Here is an 18793-nt window from a genome sequence, read left to right as displayed (position 1 = left end):
TTGAACTATTGAGATTATATAGTTTATATTTAAGTTGATAGCGAGGTGATTGAATGAGTAAAGTTTCAGGTAAGGTAACAAAGGTTGAAAGTAAAGGACTGTATATAAAACTAGAAAATGGTAAAGATGCATTTTTACCAAAGGAAAATATGTTTATAGGTAAAAAGAAAAAGTTAGAGGAGATTTTTTCTGTTGGCTTTGTTATTAAGGCTGAGGAGAAAAGTACAAAGGATTCTTTAGTGGTCTTAACACAAAAAGAGTTAAAACAAACTGAAGGTGAGAAGAAAAAAGTAGAGAAAAACTCTAAAGAAAAACAGAATAAAAAGAAAAATAAACCGAAGACACCGATAAAAAAAGAAGTCAAAGAGCAACAGGAGGCTCAGAAAAAGCAAGAAGTACAGGAAGAAAAAGAAGAGCCTAAGCAAGAGACAAAAACTCTAAAAGATTTGAAAAAACTTCAATTTATAGGTAATATGAAGATTTCTGTAGGAAAAGGTAAGAAGAGTAATATTACTGAGCTATCTGAGGAAAAAGAAGAGAAAAAAGAAATTCCACCAGCACCAGAAGGACTATTAGAAAATATAATCTTAACGACGAAGCAAGCTGAAGATAAGTTTGAGAAAATCAAGAAAGGTCTTCAAGAGAGAGGTTATCTAGATGGACATTAATCTTTTATGGCAAAAAACTGATAAAATAGCTCTAGGTCTATCAGGAGGGGTAGACTCTATAGTTTTATTTCATCTACTTGTAACGAAGTATAAAGAAAGTTATAAGGAACTAGTGGCATTTCACATAAATCATGGACTAAGAGAAGAGTCTTATGAAGAAGCTGAATTTGTAGAGAATTTTGTTAAAAACTATAACGTGAAATTTTATAAAAAAGAGCTAAATATGAATGATTTAGTAAGGGATAGCCACACATCAGAGGAAATGCTCGCAAGAAAACTGCGTTATGAAGCATTTGAGGAGATGTCTTCGTTAGAAGGTGGAGTGAAGTTAGTAACTGCTCATCACAAAAATGATCAGGTAGAAAATATTCTTATGAGACTGCTTAGCGGACGTAGTATGGATTATAATCTGATGATAGAAGAGCAGACTACTATTGGAAACTTAGAAGTTTATCGTCCGTTATTAAATATATTAAAAATTGATCTTGAGCAGTATGCTGCTAAAAATAACTTGAAATACTACGTTGATTCAACAAACTTCGATACTGACTACACTAGAAACAATATAAGGCATAACATTGTACCATTGTTGAACGATGTAAATGCTGCGAGTTTTGATAATTTGATTAATTTTTCTAGTTATTATCAAAATATTAATACAGAGCTGAAAAACAAAGTATTAGAAGCTAAAAATGACTATGTGATTTCACTAGAAGAAGATAAAGTCGAATTAGATAAAGAAAAATTATTAAAAAATACCAAAGAAGAGATTTATTTCTTGCTAAAAAACATATTAGCAAATAATTTTGGTATTTTTGATGTGAAACAAAGAGCCTTATTTACAATAATAGATGACTTAAAAAACAGAAATAACAATAAAAGTTATGATTTGAAAAATAATTTAAAAATAATTAGCGAATATAATAGTATTTATATTCATAAAATCGAAAAAAAATGTTATAATGATAGGATAGAATTAATAATAGATGAAGTGGATATAAATAAAGTTTATACGTTTCATCAGAGTAATTTTCTAATAACGACAATGAATAACTCATCTGAAGTAGGATTTAACAGGGAAGACTTGCCGCTTGTAGTTACTACTAAGAGGGATGGAGATAGGATTCAAAGAGGTAAAGTTAGTAAAAAACTTTCCCGTCTTTTTATCGATGAAAAAATCCCTAGAGAACTTAGAGATAAACTTCCAGTAATTCGCAATAAAGATGGGGTTTTAGGAGTTTTAGGAATAAATACTAAAGTCAACAAAAATAAAAAATATGATTATTATATAAACATGAAAGGATAAAACAGTGGAAAATTTATTAAAAGATATCGAGAAAGTTCTATTTACACACGAGGAAATCGTAGTTGCTAGTAAAAGAATCGCTAAACAAATTGAAGAGGATTATAAAGATAAATCTCCTGTTCTAATTTGTACATTAAAAGGTGCATTACCTTTTATGGCAGAACTTATGAAGCATATTGATATTCATATAGTTACTGACTTCATGGATGTGTCTAGTTATCACGGAGGAACTGAATCTTCAGGTGTAATTAAAATCAAAAAAGATTGTGGAATGGATATCGAAGGTCGTCACGTAATTATCGTTGAAGACATCGTAGATACAGGAAGAACTCTTAAAGCTCTTATTGAAAACCTAAAAGGAAGAAATGTTGCTTCTGTAGCATGTGCTTCACTAGTAGATAAACCTGAAACTCGTGTAGTTGATGTTGAAGCTGACTACATCGGAATAGTTTCACCAAATGAATTCCTAGTAGGGTTTGGTTTAGACTATGATGAGAGATATAGAAACTTACCTTATATCGGTGTTCTAAAAGAAGAAATTTACTCATAATAATATTTTAATCAAAAAAGGTCAAAATATTAGTCAAACTTTAGTTACATATGGTAAAATAAATTATGTTTAGAAAAATGATAGGAGGAGGATTGTCTATATGAATAATAAAAAAAGGCAAAACCCTATCCTTGGTATGCTTGCGTTAATCGTTATTGCGATTGGATTATTTGCTTATTGGCAACAAGACTTACCTGGGACAACTGAAAAAATAGACTATGCTAAACTTGTTCAGACTATTAAAGATGACAAAGTTAAAGAAATAAGTCTACAAAGAAAAGATGAGAACTACAATGTTAAAGGTACTTACACAGATGGTAATAAGAACTTCGAGAGTGTAGTTGCAGCATCTGATTCTGAAGTACAAAAACAAATTAATGAAAAAGCTAAAGATGGAAAGCTAAGTGTAGTAGAATATAAACCAGCTGAAAAAACTGGAGCAATCTTATCATTCTTAGGTAATATTATTCCATTTATCTTAATGATGGGACTATTAGTTTTCTTTATGTCACAAATGCAAGGTGGCGGTGGAGGCAAAGTAATGAGCTTCCAAAAATCTAAAGCTAAAAAAATAGATGGCGGAGAAGCGAAAGTTACATTCAAAGATGTAGCTGGAGCTGATGAAGAAAAACAAGAACTTGCAGAAATGGTTGAGTTCTTAAAAGATCACCGTAAATTCACTAAGATGGGTGCTAGAATCCCTAAAGGTGTCCTACTTGAGGGTCCTCCAGGGACTGGTAAAACTTTACTAGCTCGTGCTGTAGCTGGTGAGGCGAAAGTACCATTCTTCTCAATCTCAGGATCTGACTTCGTTGAGATGTTCGTAGGGGTAGGGGCAAGTCGTGTTCGTGACCTATTCAAAGAAGCTGAAAAAAATGCGCCATGTATCATTTTCATCGATGAGATTGATGCTGTAGGACGTAAACGTGGAAGCGGAGTAGGTGGAGGAAATGACGAACGTGAACAAACTCTTAACCAACTTCTTGTTGAAATGGATGGATTCGATGGTGAAAAAGGTATTATCGTAATTGCAGCTACTAACCGTGCTGACGTATTAGATAACGCCCTTAGAAGACCAGGACGTTTCGACAGACAAATTAAAGTTTCTACACCTGATGTAAAAGGTCGTGAAGCTATTCTTAAAGTGCATGCTAAAAACAAACCACTTGCTAAAGGTGTTGAACTTCGTTCATTAGCAGAAAAAACTCCAGGATTCTCTGGTGCTGACCTTGCTAACATTCTTAACGAAGCAGCATTATTAGCAGCTCGTGAAAACAAATCTAGTATTGATAAAGAAGATCTAGATGAAGCTATGGACAGAGTAATTGGTGGTCCAGCTAAACGTAGTAGAGTATATACTCCAAAAGAAAAACGTTTAGTAGCTTACCACGAAGCAGGTCACGCAATCGTAGGTATGGTACTTGATAGTGCTGATAAAGTGCAAAAAGTTACTATTATCCCACGTGGTGATGCTGGTGGATATAACTTAATGATTCCGGAAGAAGAAAAATACTTCCAAACTCGTACAGATTTAATCGACAAAATCTGTGGATTACTTGGTGGACGTGCTGCAGAGCAAATCTTCTTTAATGAAGTATCTACAGGAGCTCATAACGACTTCGAACGTGTAACAGCTATTGCTCGTGCGATGGTTACAGAATACGGTATGAGTGAAGCTGTAGGTCCAATGCAAGCTCCATTCCACGATCCATATGGTGGACGTCAACTTTCAAGTATCGGTAACTACTCAGAAGAAATGCTGAAAGAAATCGATAAAGAAGTTCGTAAAATTATTAACGAATGTTACTCAAAAGTTCTTCACATTATTGAGACTCACAGAGAACAATTAGAACTTATTGCACAAACTCTTATCGAAGTTGAAACAATCGATAGAAAAGAAATCGTTGCTCTTTACCAATTTGGAAAAATGCCAAAAGACTTAGATGAAAGAGAAGCAGAACAACTAGATAAAGTAGTTAATAAGAAATATTACGAAGAACAAGCTCGTAAAGCCAAAGAAGAAGCTGAGAAAAAAGCTCAAGAAGAGGCCGAAGTAGAGAAAGAAAAAACTGACTCAAACGACGATAAATCTTCAGCCGAAGAATAATAAAGAAACCCTAGACTTGGAACTAACCAAGTCTAGGGTTTTTGTTATACTCTTTTAGTACTATTATAGTAACGTTCAGTGAATGCTCATACTCAAAAATGAGCGATAAATGAGCGATAAATGAGCGATAAATTGTTATTTATGATATAATAATAAAAAGAACTTGATAGGAGAATGCTATGAAACCACCATTTACCATTACGAGTACAATTCTTAATTACCTTATAGAGATTTCTAAAGTATTAGGTAATCTTGAAATAGAAACAAAGAAAAATTTGCATCTAAGAAAAGAAAATAGAATCAAGTCTATCCACTCATCTTTAGCAATTGAGAATAATAGTTTGTCAATAGAACAGATTACAGCAATTATCGATGGAAAGAGAGTTCTGGGAGATCCAAAGGAAATTAAAGAAGTAAAAAATGCATATGAAGCATATGAAAAAATATTGAACTTGAATCCATATAGTGAGAAAGATTTTTTACTCGCTCATAAATTATTAACTACAGAAATAGTGGGACAATCTGGAAAATATAGGAATTCAGATGTAGGGATTTTTGATGAACAGGGGAATATGGTTCATCTAGGAGCAAGACCCCAGTTTATTGGTCATCTAATGGGAGAATTATTTGACTGGGGACGTAAAGATGATACTCCAGAACTTGTAAAGAGTTGTGTATTTCACTATGAAATAGAGATGATTCACCCTTTTGAAGATGGAAATGGTAGAATGGGAAGGTTATGGCAAAATGTTATTTTAGCTAATTGGAATCCATTATTTAGTTGGATTCCCATTGAAACTATAATATATGAAAATCAACAGCGATATTATAAGGTTTTAGCGCAGGCAGACAGAAACAATAATTCAACAATATTCATTGAATTTATGTTAGGTGTCATATTAGAAACGCTACTAGCATATAAGGAACCTGATGATAAGATAAAAGAACTGTCTAAAGCAGAACAGGATGTTTTTGAAAAAATAAAAGAATACTTGAAAAATGAGAAATATATTACTGTGACAATAGCTTGTAAATTAATCGAAAAATCTAAGCCAACTGTTAGAAGATATATTTCGAAATTTGTTGAGTATGAGCTATTAGAATCTCATGGAGAAAATAAGGATAGAAGATATTCGTTGAAAAAATAAATAAAAAGATATCAGAGAGAAGTATGAAAATAGATGCTAGATTCTATTAATGCTCTGATATCTTCTATTTTTTATTTGATTTTTCTTCTCGTAAAGAAGTGGACTGTTGAGATTACTATTGCAAGTATAATTATATAAATTATTTGAGAAAATACTAATGGTGTAAAGTGATTTTTCAGGATAAATATATTAACTCCCACACCTATAATTGCAGCGATACTTAACATAGAAAGTAGTGCAACTTTATATTTGTTAAGAGGTAGGCTGACTTTTGCAACCATACATAATCCATTTATTAACGCAAGAAGGAAACAGATGAATTTTGCTTGTGAATTATCTGTGATGGCAAAGTTTGTCAGTAGTACTGTAGCTACTAAAATACCCCCCCCGATTGCAGCGTTTGTCAGTATATCCTTCATGAAGTTATTGCTTACTTTTTCCTTATTCGCTTCAAAAGTTAGGAAGAATGATGGAATACCGATTGTTATCGCTGAAATAATCGTAAATTGAATCGGTATAAATGCAAACTCCAAGGCGAAGATTACACTAAGTATTGAGAAGACAATCGAGAAGAATGTCTTTGTTAGGAATAGAGAAGCTACCTTTTGAATGTTATTAATAACACGACGTCCTTCCATGAGTATATCGTAAAATACTCCGAAGTCATCTGTTAAAAATACGATATTTGATACACTTTTTGCAGCGCTGGTAGCACCATTCATAGCAAAACTAATATCAGCCTTTTTCAAGGCAAGAACATCGTTAACACCGTCACCACTCATAGCGACAGTCTTACCGGCTTTTTGTAATACGGCCACCATTCTTTGTTTTTGTTCAGGAGTAACACGTCCGAAAATATCATTCTCAAGAACAGTTTTTTCGAAATGCTCGTCAGTTACTTTAGTCATATCGATAGCCTTAGCATCTTCTTTGAAACCAGCTTTCTTAGCTACACCGTAAACAGCTATATGGTTATCTCCGCTGATTATTTTCACTTCAACACCTTGTGACTCGAAGTATTTGAATGTTTCTTGTGTATTTTCTTTAATTTCATCCGATAGAACTACATGTCCCACAAGTTTCATATTAGTAGGGACGTTTGTACTGTCTTCAGTATAGGCTAATGATAAAATTCTATAACCTTCTCTTTTTAGATTTTCGTAATATTCATCCATTTTATCTGAGAAACCTAAAAATTCATATGCCCCGAAGAAATATGTTCTACCATTTTTTAGCTTTATAAATGAATATTTATTTTTACTAGAAAAGGCTCCTAATTCCTCTATATCCCACTGTTTTTCACATGTTAAATAATTTTTTAAAGCTCTAGATGTCGCATTTTCATCATCGAAGTATGCAAGATAGCTTGATAGTTTTTCTGCAACTTCTTCATTAATTTCTACCACATTCATATTACCTGTAGTGATAGTTCCTGTTTTATCGAAACAAAGAACATCAACTCTAGCAAGAGTTTCCACGCAGTATAATTCCTGAACTAGAATTTTCTTTTTAGCGAGTTTCATCGCAGCAACTGCAAGAGAAACGCTGACAAGTAGGATTAAACCTTCAGGAATCATACCTACTAAAGCTCCAGCACTACGCAAGACTATTTCTACATAACCACGTCCCAGACTAGCTCCACGCATATACAGCATAATTGCGACAGGAACTAATAGAATAGATATAACTTTTAAGATTTTATCCATATAGTCACGAAGTTTAGATGGATATTTCTTAAACTCTTTAGTGCTTTTAGCAAGCTTATTGATATAGCTATCTTCACCAACAGCAATAGTTCTTACTAAACAACTACCACTTACTACGTTGCTACCACTCATTACTTTATCACCAGCAGTTTTAAAGATATTGTCACTTTCACCAGTTAGCAGGGATTCATCGACCTCTATACTACCCTCAATGATTTCAGCATCAACAGGAATCTGATCACCGAGATTTAAGTGTAAATATTCTCCAAGGACGATTTCTTCAGAATCTATATTTATTATTTCATTATCACGATTTACTCGATATTTACTTCTCCCTAGCAAACTGAGCTTTTCAAGGGCATTTTTCGAACGAACTTCTTGAAAAATACCAATTGCAGTATTTATAGTAATTACACCTAAAAACAACATATTTTCAAATCTAAGTGTCGTGGCTATAAATGCTGCTAAGACTAAGTTCATAGCATTGAAAAAAGTAAAAATATTAGAAAAGATAATCTCTTTAGTAGTTTTATAAGGTTTTATTTCACTAATATTTTTTTTCGCTTTAGTTACTTCTTCACTAGTTAAATATTTCATTCTACCTCCGCCATAACTATATTTTTTAATTAGTTTCTATTTTATCACACTTTAGTACAGTTTGGAAAATTAAAGGATGATGTATTAAAAAATATAGTGGTAGCTGTGGTTAACTGATATTGAGTCTATTAAAAAATAATAAGGAATAATTAAAAACATTATATCTATTAGTTAATTTTACTTGTATATCTGAATATTAATTTTGATTTTCAGAAATTATATGTTAAAATATAGAAATATACTTTAAATATACTTGAAAAGATAGGAGATGAAGAAATGACGCTGGCTAAGAAAACAGCAGTAAGTGTGCTAAGTGCAGCATTACTACTAGGAAATATCAGTACATTTAATTATGGAGTACCATCAAAGATAACACTAGCTCAAGAAGAAAAAAAAGACGAGCTATCAAATGTTTCAAAAAGTGAAGAACATAAGTTCCAGAATGATGATAAGGTAAAAGTTATTGTTAAGTTAAAGGGTGATGTTGATCCTAACAAGTTAAAAACCAAAGAAGGAATTAAAGAAGTTACAGAATCAACAAAAGCACCTAGAGAAAAGGCATTAAAAGATATTAAAGATAAAGGTATCGAGTATAAAAAACTGTTTGAGTACGATACATTGATGAATGGTTTTGCCTTAGAAACTACATTCTCGAATGCTAAAAAAATTCAAGAGTTAGACTTTGTAGATACTGTTGAAATGAGTGTTAGCTACAATAAACCAGAAAATGTAGCAAGTAAAGAAGAGAAGAAAGAAAGCACAGAAGCTAATGATTTTTCTAAAGCTTTAGACAGTTATAATCTTATTAATATACAACCTCTTTGGAATAAAGGATACAGAGGACAAGGAAAAGTTGTCGCTGTATTAGATTCTGGACTTGATCCTAATCATCCAGTGCTTAGATTATCAGATAATTCAAAATCTAAATACAAATCTAAAGATGAAATTGAAAAAATAAAAAAAGAAGCGGGTATAGACTACGGTAAGTGGTATAGTGAAAAATTACCATTTGCATTTAACTATAACGACTGGAATAATGATATTAAACAAAGTGCATATAAATCACATGGGATGCACGTTGCTGGGACTGCAGTAGGTAATCCTAAGGAGAAATTCACAAATGGTGATTACGTAACAGGTATAGCACCTGAAGCACAGTTAATTTTTATGCGTGTATTCTCAGATACTAAAAATGCTGGAACAGAGTCTTATATTTATACAAAAGCTATAGAAGATGCTATTAAATTAGGTGCAGATACTATAAATCTAAGTTTAGGTTCACCAGCTGGTTCAGTTGTAGAAGTGGGTGATGGTCTAGTTCGTGCAATGGATGTCGCGAAAAAAGCCGGGGTTAATATAGTCGCAGCGGCAGGGAATAATGCATTCTTTGCTAGTGGACAAACAAACCCAAGTGCAGCTAATCCTGATTATGGAACTGTAGGAAGACCATCGGTTTCTGAAGATGCGATTTCTGTAGCGAATATAAGCAACAGTGTTCTTAACAGAGAAATAGCGAATATCGAGCAGCTTAAAGATAATGCTGATTTTGATAATGGAAAAATGCCAATTTTTAGTTATACTAAACAATTTGAGAAAAAAGCATATGACTATGTATATGTTGGAGTTGGTAAAGCAGAAAACTATGCTGACAAAGATTTAACTGGGAAAATCGCCCTTATTCAACGTGGTGGTAATAGCTTTGAAGAAAAAGTTAAATTAGCTAAACAGTACGGAGCAGCTGGAGCGGTAATCTACTTCAATGAAGGAGACACAATCTACAACTTAACGTTAAATGGTCAGGATAAAGATTTCCCTGTAGTAACAACATACTATAAATTTGGTAATGAACTTTCTACTCATGAAGGAGAATATAAAATAACATTCAATGGAACATGGGATAAACAAGATAATCCTAAAAAAGGTGAATTTGATGAATCTACTGGTTGGGGAATGAGTGTTGATGGATACTTAAAACCTGACGTAACAGCACCAGGAGGAGATATACTATCATCTTATAATGATGGAAGATATGGTCTAGATAGTGGAACAAGTATGGCTTCACCACACGTTGCGGGAGCTATAACTCTTGTGAAACAAGTATTATCAGAAAGATTCCCGAACTTAAGTGCAGAAGAAATTCAAGGATTAGCGAAGAGATTAATCATGAGTACAGCAAATCCTCAGGTATACTCTGATGGTTACACAACAGCATATAGATCGCCACGTCTTCAAGGTGCAGGTTTAATAGATGCGAATAAAGCAGCATATGGAGATCTTTATGTGACTGGAGAAAACAACTACGGAAGTGTTTCTCTAGGAAATGTTGGAGATAAATTTACTTTTAAATTAGTATTACATAATCTATCAGATAAAGCTCAAAACTTACAATATGCAGCTCACCTTACTACAGATAATTATTATGGTGAAGATGCTGGAGTAGATTGGAATGGTAAACTTACAATGACTCCTAAGAAGTTGTTGACAACTGATTGGGCTACTGTAGAAGTTCCAGCAAAAGGTGAAAAAGAAGTAGAAATTACTGTTGATGCTGCAAGTTTCAAAGAAGAACTAGAAAAAGTATTCACTAATGGATATTATCTAGAAGGGTTTGTAACTTTCTATGATGAAGAAAGTGCATTAAAAGCTAATATTCCATTTGTAGGATTTAAAGGTCAGTTCCAAAATCTACCTGTACTAGAAAAACCAATTTATTCTATGAAAAATGGAGAAAAACCAACATATGAGTACGGTTATACTTCAAACCCTAATAACTGGGATTCATTAACAGAAATGAACTTCACAGGAATGTTAACAACTTATAAAGAAGATAAAAAAGATAAGAGAACACTAGCAGGAGCATATGTAAATCCTGTTACTGGTGAAAGATTCTTTACTGATAAAATTTTCTTTTCACCAAATGGTGATGAGAATTATGATGAAATAGGAATGAGAGGGGTATTCTATCGTAACTTCGAAAACTTAAAACTTTCAGTATATGCTAAGGATGATGTAGAACGTAAAAACCCACTTTACCAAAATGGAAATGGTTCTGGTAATAAAAACTTTTACAACAACACAAGTAAAAAATACACATCATTAACTATGACAAACTGGAAAGGTGTTGACAATAACGGTAACCCTCTTCCGGATGGAGAATATCAATATGTAGTTTCTTATAGCGCAGCAGTAAGTGGTGCAGATATGCAAGAGACAACATTCAATGTAGTAATCGATAGAAAAGCTCCGAAAATCACAGGTGCTAACGGTGGTTACTATGACGAAGTAACTCGTAAATTCACACCATATCCAGTACTAGAAGATGGAAGTGGAATATTCTACAAAAAATTAAGCTATGGTAAAAATACTATTGCAGCAAATGAAGATGGAAGTTATACAATTCCAGAAGGTGTAGAATTAAAAGATCTTACTTTTGAAGTTAAAGACTTTGCAGATAACAAGGATAGTATTAATTTATCAAATGTTGAAGGTAATGGTAAAGGAAGCCTAGAAGTAGAAGTTAAGAAAGGTGATGGAACTGGAAACAATTCACGTCGCTTGCGTTACAAGATCACTAATGAAAAAGGTGAAATTGTAGGGGAAGACTTCTCTAGAAATAAACGTACATACCAAGCATTACCATTCGGTAAATATACTGTTGAAGTAGTAATGGTAGATGGAGAGTACAAACTACTTACACCATCAAAAGTTGACTTCGAAATAACAAAAGATAAACCAACAAAAGAGGTTGAATTCAGGGTAGATGAAATTAGCAGAAATGCTACAGAAATCAGTTTCGACAAACAAGTTCCAGAAGGAACAAAAGTTTATGCAGTAGCTCAAGATGGCACTAAAGTATTACTTCCAAAAAGTTTATATGGAAAAAATGCCTTCCAGAAAAACTTAGAAAATGGAACATACACAATTCAAATAGTGACACCTGAAGGATATACTCCAGCAGAAAACAATTTTGAATTAGTAGTAAAAGATGGGCATAACAAAAAGCAAGTTGTTCTGAATGTTGCAGAAAAAGTAGTAAGTGTAGGGACTACTGAGAACTCTAAAGCACAAGGTACAGTAGATTTCACTGAGAAAAAACTTTATAATAATTACAAACTTGTTGTAACAGAACCAACTGCAGAAGAGAAAGCAAATATTCAAAAACAATTAACAGAAGGTAATGTAGACTTAAGAAAATATGATGTTGAATACTTTAACATTCATATTGTAGATGCAACAGGAAAAGAAGTTAAAGTTCCTGGTGATAGAGCGGTAACTTTAGATTTAGCGAAAGCTCCAGAGCGCTTCTTCCATGAAAAAGATGGGAAATTAACAGCTGTAAGCAGTGTTAATTATGCTGATGGTAAGCTTACATTTACTACTGATAGCTTCAGTAACTTCGTAGCATTGACTCCAAAAAATGCTCCAGTTGAGAAAAAAGCGGAAGTGAATAAAGCAGAGCTTCAAAAAGCAATAGAAGCGGATAAAGCGTTAGATGAAACTAAGGAATACAAAAATGCAACTATCGAAGCTAAAGATGCATATAATAAAGCATTAGAGGCAGCTAAGAAAGTTTTTGAAAACGAAAATGCAACTCAAGAGGAAGTAAACAGTGCAGTAGCGAGTCTAAATGAAGCTAAAGTAACATTAGCTAATTCACAACAACCAGAAGTGAAAAAAGAAGTAGATAAAGCTAAATTAATCGAAAAATTAAAAGAAACTGAAAAACTTCAAACTGAGGTTAAATTCAAAAATGCAGGACAAGAGAAAAAAGATAACTTTGTAAATGCTATAAAAGAAGCGACAGCAGTTCTTGATAACAAAGATGCAACTGTAGAAGAAGTTACAGCAGTGTTAGAAAAATTACAACAAGCTGAAAATACTCTTGACGGTAAAGAAGTAGAAGTTCCGAAAAAAGAAGATCCAAGACCAGCGACTGAAACACCGAAGAAAGAAGATCCAAAACCAGCAGTTGAAACGCCGAAAAAAGAAGAGCCAAGACCAGTGGTTGGAGAACCTAAGAAAGAAGAATCAAAACCAGCAGTTGAAACTCCGAAAAAAGAAGAGCCAAGACCAGTGGTTGGAGAACCTAAGAAAGAAGAATCAAAACCAGCGGCTGAAACACCGAAGAAAGAGGAGCCAAAACCAGCAACTGAAGAACCTAAGAAAGAGGAGCCGAAACCAACAGCTGAGGAACCTAAGAAAGAAGAAGGCAACAAACCTCAACCTGAAACACCAAAAGTAGATAAGAAAAAATTAAATGAACAATTAAGTCATTTAGCAGAGGTTAAAGAGAAAGATAGTTTTGAAAGTGCAAGTTCAGAAGATAAGAAAGCTTATTTAGATGCAGTTCAAAAAGCACAAGAACTATTGGCTTCAGCAACTTCTACTCAAGAAGAAGTAGATAAAGCATTAGAAGCATTAAAAGAAGCTGAGAAAAAAGTCTATAAAAAATCAATAAAAGATATTCTAGGTGGTTTTGTTGGAAAAGAAGCTAAGAAGGAAAATACATTTAATGTAGATGAAGATTTCGGAAAAGTTTCAAAATCTAATTCACTATTAGCAAAAACAGGATTAGATAATAATGCGACAGCTTACGCTGGAATAGCAGTTCTAGCCTTAGTAGGATTAACTGTTTATGTAAAACGTCGTAAACAAAAATAAAATAAAATATATCGACTTCATAAGTTAGGATTTAAACCCTGGCTTCTGAAGTCGAATTTTTATATCAATAAATCACTGTGTAAATGAGTTCTCATATAACATTTTTAAAATTTAGAGTTACCTACTAAGTCTATAAAAAATTATAGTGTGACTTTATAATAGACACGTATCTGGGTAGGGTATATAATAAAAACAAGTGACATGGAGGAAGCATTTAGAACATGGAAAAACTAGATTTTTTAATAAAAACACTAAATTCAGAAATAGAAATACCAGAAACGGAAAAAGAAAAGAAAGATTTATTTAGAACACTGATGAACACATGGAAAGTGTCGGAGCTACCGAGTGAATTCTACGAAGTTCAAGATGAGTACTTGCAAGGAGTTCTAAAAGTTAAAGGAATAACAAAGCTAGAAGAATTAACTGAGATTGAAGAAAATATTTACTTATGGCAAGGTGATATTACTACATTGGAAGTAGATGCTATAGTCAATGCGGCAAACAAAGCTTTATTAGGATGTTTAATTCCGCTACATAGATGTATCGACAATGCTATACACTCGCAAGCAGGATTACAACTCAGAAAAGAATGCGATGAAATAATAAAAGAGCAAGGAAGTTTTGAGAAAACGGGACAAGCGAAGATAACAGCGGGATATAACCTACCGGCTAAACATGTTATTCATACTGTTGGGCCGATAATATATCGTGTTGTTGAAGATGACGATAAGGAACTTCTCGCATCATGTTATAGAAATTCTTTAAAATTAGCTTTAGAGAATAATCTTAAGAGCATTGCTTTTTGTTGTATAAGTACGGGAGAATTTAGATTCCCGAATGATCTTGCAGCTGAAATAGCGGTAGTTGAAGTTAGGAAATTCTTTATAGAAAACCCTAATGTTAATTTAAAAGTAGTATTCAATGTATTTAAAGATTTAGATAAAAAATTTTATGAAAACATATTAGGTTAAGGGATAATAAAAAGAAGATTATAGGATTGTAATTCATCAAATTGATGTTGCTGTTCTATAATCTTCTTTTGTTTGTTTTATAATAAAAGAATGTTTAATTATTTCTACGTTTAAATATTGAAAGGCCAATAATTGATAAAATTATAGTTCCAATAGTAGCCACAGTTGAGCTTGATTCTATACCAGTATTTGGTAGAATTTTTTTATTGTCTGGTGACTTGTTTTCTTTTGGATTTAGTTTAGTTGGGTTAGTAGGTTTATCTAATTTTGGTTTTTCTGGAGTAGATTCTTTGGGAGCCTCTGGAGTGTTTGGTTTTTCCGGAGTTGGCTCCTTAGGAATCTCAGGAGTGTTTGGTTTTTCCGGAGTAGATTCTTTAGGGATGTCAGGAGTATTAGGAACCTCTAATTTTGGTTTGTCCAATACTGGAGGATCAATAGGATTGACTCCACCATTAAATTCAGGCTTTTCTAATACTGGAGGATCTATAAGTTTGTATCCAAACTCAAACTCTGGTTTTTCCAATACCGGAGGATCAATAGGCTTAGCACCACCATTGTATTCTGGTACATCATTAACTGGAGAGTCTTTTGGAACCTCGTGTACAGGTGCGCCGTAGAATCTAACATATTGATAAATTCTGTTAATTACAGTCCCAGCTGCTCCTTGTTTGTAGTTGATGACCCTAACAATTTCTTTAGAATACCCCTTTTCTTTGTTAACTAAAGGTACGTCGGGACTCTTCATTCTTACTGCTGTAATTCCATCTTTATCAGTGAATTTTTCAGCAAATGGGAACTGTTCGATGAAACTTTTGTTTATAGTTTCGCTCGTAGTTCCTGTAGTGTTATCTGCTGCCTCTACTACAGTAAGAGAGTTAAGGCCAAAACCTAATGCAATTGCCAATGTGCATTTTGTAAAATTATTTATCTTCATAAAACCACCTCTATCTATATAATTGTAACTTTAAAATAGTTTAACAATCTAGAAGCGAACGTTTTCACTCCTATCTTTAATTATATCACTGTAAAAATTTGAATTCAAGAAATTGGCTATACTACTTATATAAATAGTGAAATATGTTAGATAAAACTTACTAGTACGTGTCTTTTTTTATGTATAAAAAATATGATATAATAGTAAGCGTAATAGATATTGTAAAAGTAGTGAAGGAAGGGAATAATTAAAATAAACTAACTAGAATTAGATAGTTAGTCGAAAGGTTATTAAGAAATAAGACATGAATAGAATAAGAAAAAAGTATAATAGAATAGGTAATAGTCCCCAAAATTTATCCAAATTTTGGGGATATTTATTATGAAATTAACAGATGAAAATAAGATAGAAATGTATAGACTTAAGAAAGAAGGGTACTCAAACAAAGAACTATCTAAAAAGTTTAAAATAAATCTTAGTAATGTGAACTACATAATTAGATTAGCTGATTTACATGGTGAGCTAATACTGATTAAAGAGAAAAATACATATTATCCACCACGATTAAAACTAGATATAATCAATGAAGTGTTAATATTTGGAAATTCTATACACGCTACTTCATTAAAGTACGCATTACCAAATCATGGTTTACTATGTAATTGGATTTTAAAGTTTAAAGAAAACGGGTATACTATACTAGAGAAACCGAAAGGAAGACCTAGTAAGATGAAGAAAAATAATAAAAATATTGAAAATAAAGAATTATCAAAAGTTGAACAATTAGAGAAGGAACTTGAGTACTTACGTGTAGAAAATGCAGTTTTAAAAAAGTTGAGGGAGATAAGGTTAAAACAATCTCAAACGAAGAGAAAACAAAAATAGTAGAAGAATTAAAGAAAACATATAAATTAAATATACCATTAGAAATTTTAGGCTTATCTCATTCATCATATTTTAAAAAATTCTTGACTAAATAGTTTGAAAAATTTAAAATAACTGTAAGGAATGAAAGTCACTAAAAGTAATAAAATTTACTGACTTTAAAGTTTAAAACACTAAACAAAAATAACTTAATATTTTGTCCAATTTTTTGGGTGCAGGACCCACTCATTATGAGTAAAGATGCTTCTTACTATATATAAATAAAAGAGGAGTGAGAATTATTATCTATTTTGTATATTTTAGTTTAGGAGATTTGTAATTCTTTTAATTAATTTTTAATAAATGGGAGTATAGTTATAATATCAATTTACATAAGGGTGTAATATAATAATTTAAAGATAATGGAGGATTTTCCAATGAAAAGACATAGCATTTTAAATGATCCGTTCCTTAATAAAGGAACTGCCTTTACACAGGAGGAGCGAAAGGAACTAGACCTTATTGGGTTATTGCCCCCTTATATTCAAACTATTGAAGAACAAGTGGCACAAACCTATGCGCAAATGCAAACAAAAGTAAACGATTTAGAAAAACGTCTATTTTTGATGGAGATTTTTAATACAAATCGCACGCTTTTCTATTATTTATTTTCTCAACACTTAGAAGAGTTCAATCCAATTGTGTATGACCCAACAATTGCAGATACTATCGAGGGTTATAGCGATCTTTTTGTTGAGCCACAATATGCAGGATATCTAGATATTAATCATCCTGAAAATATAGAAGAAACCCTTAAAAATGCAGCAGATAACCGTGATATACGTCTAATAGTAGTTACTGATGCAGAAGGTATATTGGGGATAGGAGATTGGGGTGTTAATGGAGTAGATATTTCTGTAGGTAAACTTATGGTCTACACAGGAGCGGCAGGAATTGATCCTTCTATGGTTCTTCCGTTAGTTATTGATGCAGGAACAAATCGTGAGGAATTACGTAATAATCCGAATTATCTAGGTAATCGTCATGAACGTGTACGAGGAGAGCGATATTATGAGTTTATTGACCAATTCGTCCAAACTGCTGAACGTTTATTCCCTAAACTTTATTTACATTGGGAAGACTTTGGACGAATGAATGCGGCGAATATACTGGAAAAATATCGAAAAAACATCCCAACATTTAATGATGATATTCAAGGGACAGGTATCGTAACTCTAGGAGGTATTTTTGGAGCTATGGATATTACAGGTGAAAAATTAGTTGACCAAGTATATCTTTGTTATGGTGGGGGAACCGCAGGTGCAGGAATTGCATCACGTGTGCTATGTGAGATGGTAAGTCAAGGGTTATCTGAAGAAGAAGCATATGAACGTTTCTTTATGGTAGATAAACAAGGGCTTCTCTTCGATGATATGGATGATTTAACTCCTGAACAAAAACCGTTTGCTAAAAACCGTGCTAATTTTCCAAATGCTGATAAATTAACAGATTTATTAGAAGTTGTTAAAACTGTTAAACCAACTATTCTAGTAGGAACTTCGACACAGCCGAATACTTTTACTAAGGAGGTAGTCGAAGCTATGTGTCAAAATACTGAGCGTCCATGTATATTTCCGTTATCAAATCCTACTAAATTAGCAGAAGCATCAGCAGAAGATTTGATTGTTTGGTCTGATGGTAAAGCGTTTGTAGCAACAGGTATTCCTTCTGATAATGTTATGTATAAAGGTGTAGAGTACATTATTGGTCAAGCTAACAATGCCCTTATATATCCAGGGTTAGGGCTTGGAGTGTTGGCATCAGAAGCTAGCCTTTTAACAGATGAAATGATTGGTGCAGCGGCACACTCATTAAGTGGAATTACAGATATTACTAAACCTGGAGCTCCAGTGTTGCCTCCGTTCAAATATGTTGCAGATGTTTCTATTAAAGTAGCAGAAGCGGTCGCTAAAAAAGCACAAGAACAAGGATTGGCTCGTGCTCAAGAAAAAGATATGGCGAAAGCGGTTCGAGATTTTAAATGGATTCCAAAGTATAAATAATTAAAAAGAAGTATCTTAACTCATTATGAGTAAAGATACTTCTTTTTAAAATATAGATTTGTAAAATTCTCCCCAGTCATGCATACTCTTAATAATGGGGTCTAGAGTTTTCCCTAAATCTGTAAATCTGTATTCGACGCGAGGTGGCACTTCTGGGGGCACTTCTCTTTCTATAATTCCTTTCTCCTCTAACGAGTAAAGGTTAGCAGTTAATACTT

General features: G+C 32.9%; 11 protein-coding genes and 1 pseudogene. 9 read left to right on the top strand and 3 right to left on the bottom strand.

Annotation, left to right across the window (positions count from 1 at the left end; genetic code table 11):
- The first annotated feature begins 53 nt into the window (after positions 1 to 53).
- The 5 genes from O5Y44_RS03165 (at position 54) to O5Y44_RS03145 (ending at position 5779) form a co-directional block, all read left to right on the top strand.
- Positions 54 to 668 (top strand): S1 RNA-binding domain-containing protein, encoded by a 615-nt coding sequence (locus O5Y44_RS03165; protein ID WP_371465514.1) that lies wholly within the window; start codon positions 54 to 56, stop codon positions 666 to 668.
- Positions 658 to 1974 (top strand): tRNA lysidine(34) synthetase TilS, encoded by a 1317-nt coding sequence (tilS, locus tag O5Y44_RS03160; protein ID WP_271966256.1) that lies wholly within the window; start codon positions 658 to 660, stop codon positions 1972 to 1974. Before O5Y44_RS03165 ends, tilS begins: the two co-directional genes overlap by 11 nt.
- 4 nt (positions 1975 to 1978) lie before the next feature.
- On the top strand, positions 1979 to 2524 hold the full coding sequence (gene hpt / locus O5Y44_RS03155) for a hypoxanthine phosphoribosyltransferase (protein ID WP_271966255.1): 546 nt from the start codon (positions 1979 to 1981) through the stop codon (positions 2522 to 2524).
- A gap of 100 nt (positions 2525 to 2624) precedes the next feature.
- Entirely contained in the window at positions 2625 to 4631 is a 2007-nt protein-coding gene (gene ftsH / locus O5Y44_RS03150; RefSeq protein WP_271966254.1) for an ATP-dependent zinc metalloprotease FtsH, read from the top strand.
- A 179-nt stretch (positions 4632 to 4810) separates the two neighbouring features.
- Complete coding sequence (locus tag O5Y44_RS03145) at positions 4811 to 5779, top strand: Fic family protein (RefSeq protein ID WP_271966253.1); 969 nt, start codon at positions 4811 to 4813, stop codon at positions 5777 to 5779.
- A 71-nt stretch (positions 5780 to 5850) separates the two neighbouring features.
- Here O5Y44_RS03145 and O5Y44_RS03140 read toward each other — a convergent pair whose 3' ends face one another.
- Positions 5851 to 8082 (bottom strand): HAD-IC family P-type ATPase, encoded by a 2232-nt coding sequence (locus O5Y44_RS03140; protein ID WP_371465513.1) that lies wholly within the window; start codon positions 8080 to 8082, stop codon positions 5851 to 5853.
- Positions 8083 to 8358: 276 nt separating this feature from the next.
- Between O5Y44_RS03140 and O5Y44_RS03135 the strand changes: the two genes are divergently transcribed.
- Together O5Y44_RS03135 and O5Y44_RS03130 are read left to right on the top strand one after the other, a co-directional pair.
- Positions 8359 to 13743 (top strand): S8 family serine peptidase, encoded by a 5385-nt coding sequence (locus tag O5Y44_RS03135; protein WP_271987271.1) that lies wholly within the window; start codon positions 8359 to 8361, stop codon positions 13741 to 13743.
- 221 nt (positions 13744 to 13964) lie between these two features.
- Entirely contained in the window at positions 13965 to 14714 is a 750-nt protein-coding gene (locus tag O5Y44_RS03130) for a protein-ADP-ribose hydrolase (RefSeq protein WP_271966250.1), read from the top strand.
- A gap of 94 nt (positions 14715 to 14808) precedes the next feature.
- Here the strand turns inward: O5Y44_RS03130 and O5Y44_RS03125 are convergent, their stop codons facing one another.
- Positions 14809 to 15648, bottom strand: a complete 840-nt coding sequence (locus O5Y44_RS03125; protein WP_271966249.1) for an SIALI-17 repeat-containing surface protein — start codon at positions 15646 to 15648, stop codon at positions 14809 to 14811.
- 381 nt (positions 15649 to 16029) lie between these two features.
- Here O5Y44_RS03125 and O5Y44_RS03120 point away from each other — a divergent pair, with 381 nt between their 5' ends.
- Positions 16030 to 16533: a hypothetical protein gene (locus O5Y44_RS03120; RefSeq protein WP_271966248.1), complete on the top strand. Its 504-nt coding sequence runs from the start codon at positions 16030 to 16032 to the stop codon at positions 16531 to 16533.
- A gap of 416 nt (positions 16534 to 16949) precedes the next feature.
- Positions 16950 to 18575 (top strand): malolactic enzyme, encoded by a 1626-nt coding sequence (locus O5Y44_RS03115; RefSeq protein ID WP_271966247.1) that lies wholly within the window; start codon positions 16950 to 16952, stop codon positions 18573 to 18575.
- 45 nt (positions 18576 to 18620) lie between these two features.
- Here the strand turns inward: O5Y44_RS03115 and O5Y44_RS03110 are convergent.
- Positions 18621 to 18791, bottom strand: a pseudogene (locus O5Y44_RS03110) (winged helix-turn-helix transcriptional regulator); the annotation flags it as partial.
- Between the last annotated feature and the right edge of the window lie 2 nt (positions 18792 to 18793).

This window comes from Gemella sp. 27098_8_155, from assembly GCF_041433725.1.
Lineage (GTDB): Bacteria > Bacillota > Bacilli > Staphylococcales > Gemellaceae > Gemella > Gemella haemolysans_D.
Note: the sequence above shows the minus strand (reverse complement) of the source record. Positions and strands in the feature narration are given on the sequence as shown.

What these genes read in the sequence shown, in the direction of transcription:
- O5Y44_RS03165 (WP_371465514.1), top strand. Translation starts at nt 54, where the DNA reads ATGAGTAAAGTTTCAGGTAAGGTAACAAAGGTTGAAAGTAAAGGACTG.
- tilS (WP_271966256.1), top strand. Translation starts at nt 658, where the DNA reads ATGGACATTAATCTTTTATGGCAAAAAACTGATAAAATAGCTCTAGGT.
- ftsH (WP_271966254.1), top strand. Translation starts at nt 2,625, where the DNA reads ATGAATAATAAAAAAAGGCAAAACCCTATCCTTGGTATGCTTGCGTTA.
- O5Y44_RS03145 (WP_271966253.1), top strand. Translation starts at nt 4,811, where the DNA reads ATGAAACCACCATTTACCATTACGAGTACAATTCTTAATTACCTTATA.
- O5Y44_RS03140 (WP_371465513.1), bottom strand. Translation starts at nt 8,082, where the DNA reads ATGAAATATTTAACTAGTGAAGAAGTAACTAAAGCGAAAAAAAATATT.
- O5Y44_RS03135 (WP_271987271.1), top strand. Translation starts at nt 8,359, where the DNA reads ATGACGCTGGCTAAGAAAACAGCAGTAAGTGTGCTAAGTGCAGCATTA.
- O5Y44_RS03130 (WP_271966250.1), top strand. Translation starts at nt 13,965, where the DNA reads ATGGAAAAACTAGATTTTTTAATAAAAACACTAAATTCAGAAATAGAA.
- O5Y44_RS03125 (WP_271966249.1), bottom strand. Translation starts at nt 15,648, where the DNA reads ATGAAGATAAATAATTTTACAAAATGCACATTGGCAATTGCATTAGGT.
- O5Y44_RS03120 (WP_271966248.1), top strand. Translation starts at nt 16,030, where the DNA reads ATGAAATTAACAGATGAAAATAAGATAGAAATGTATAGACTTAAGAAA.
- O5Y44_RS03115 (WP_271966247.1), top strand. Translation starts at nt 16,950, where the DNA reads ATGAAAAGACATAGCATTTTAAATGATCCGTTCCTTAATAAAGGAACT.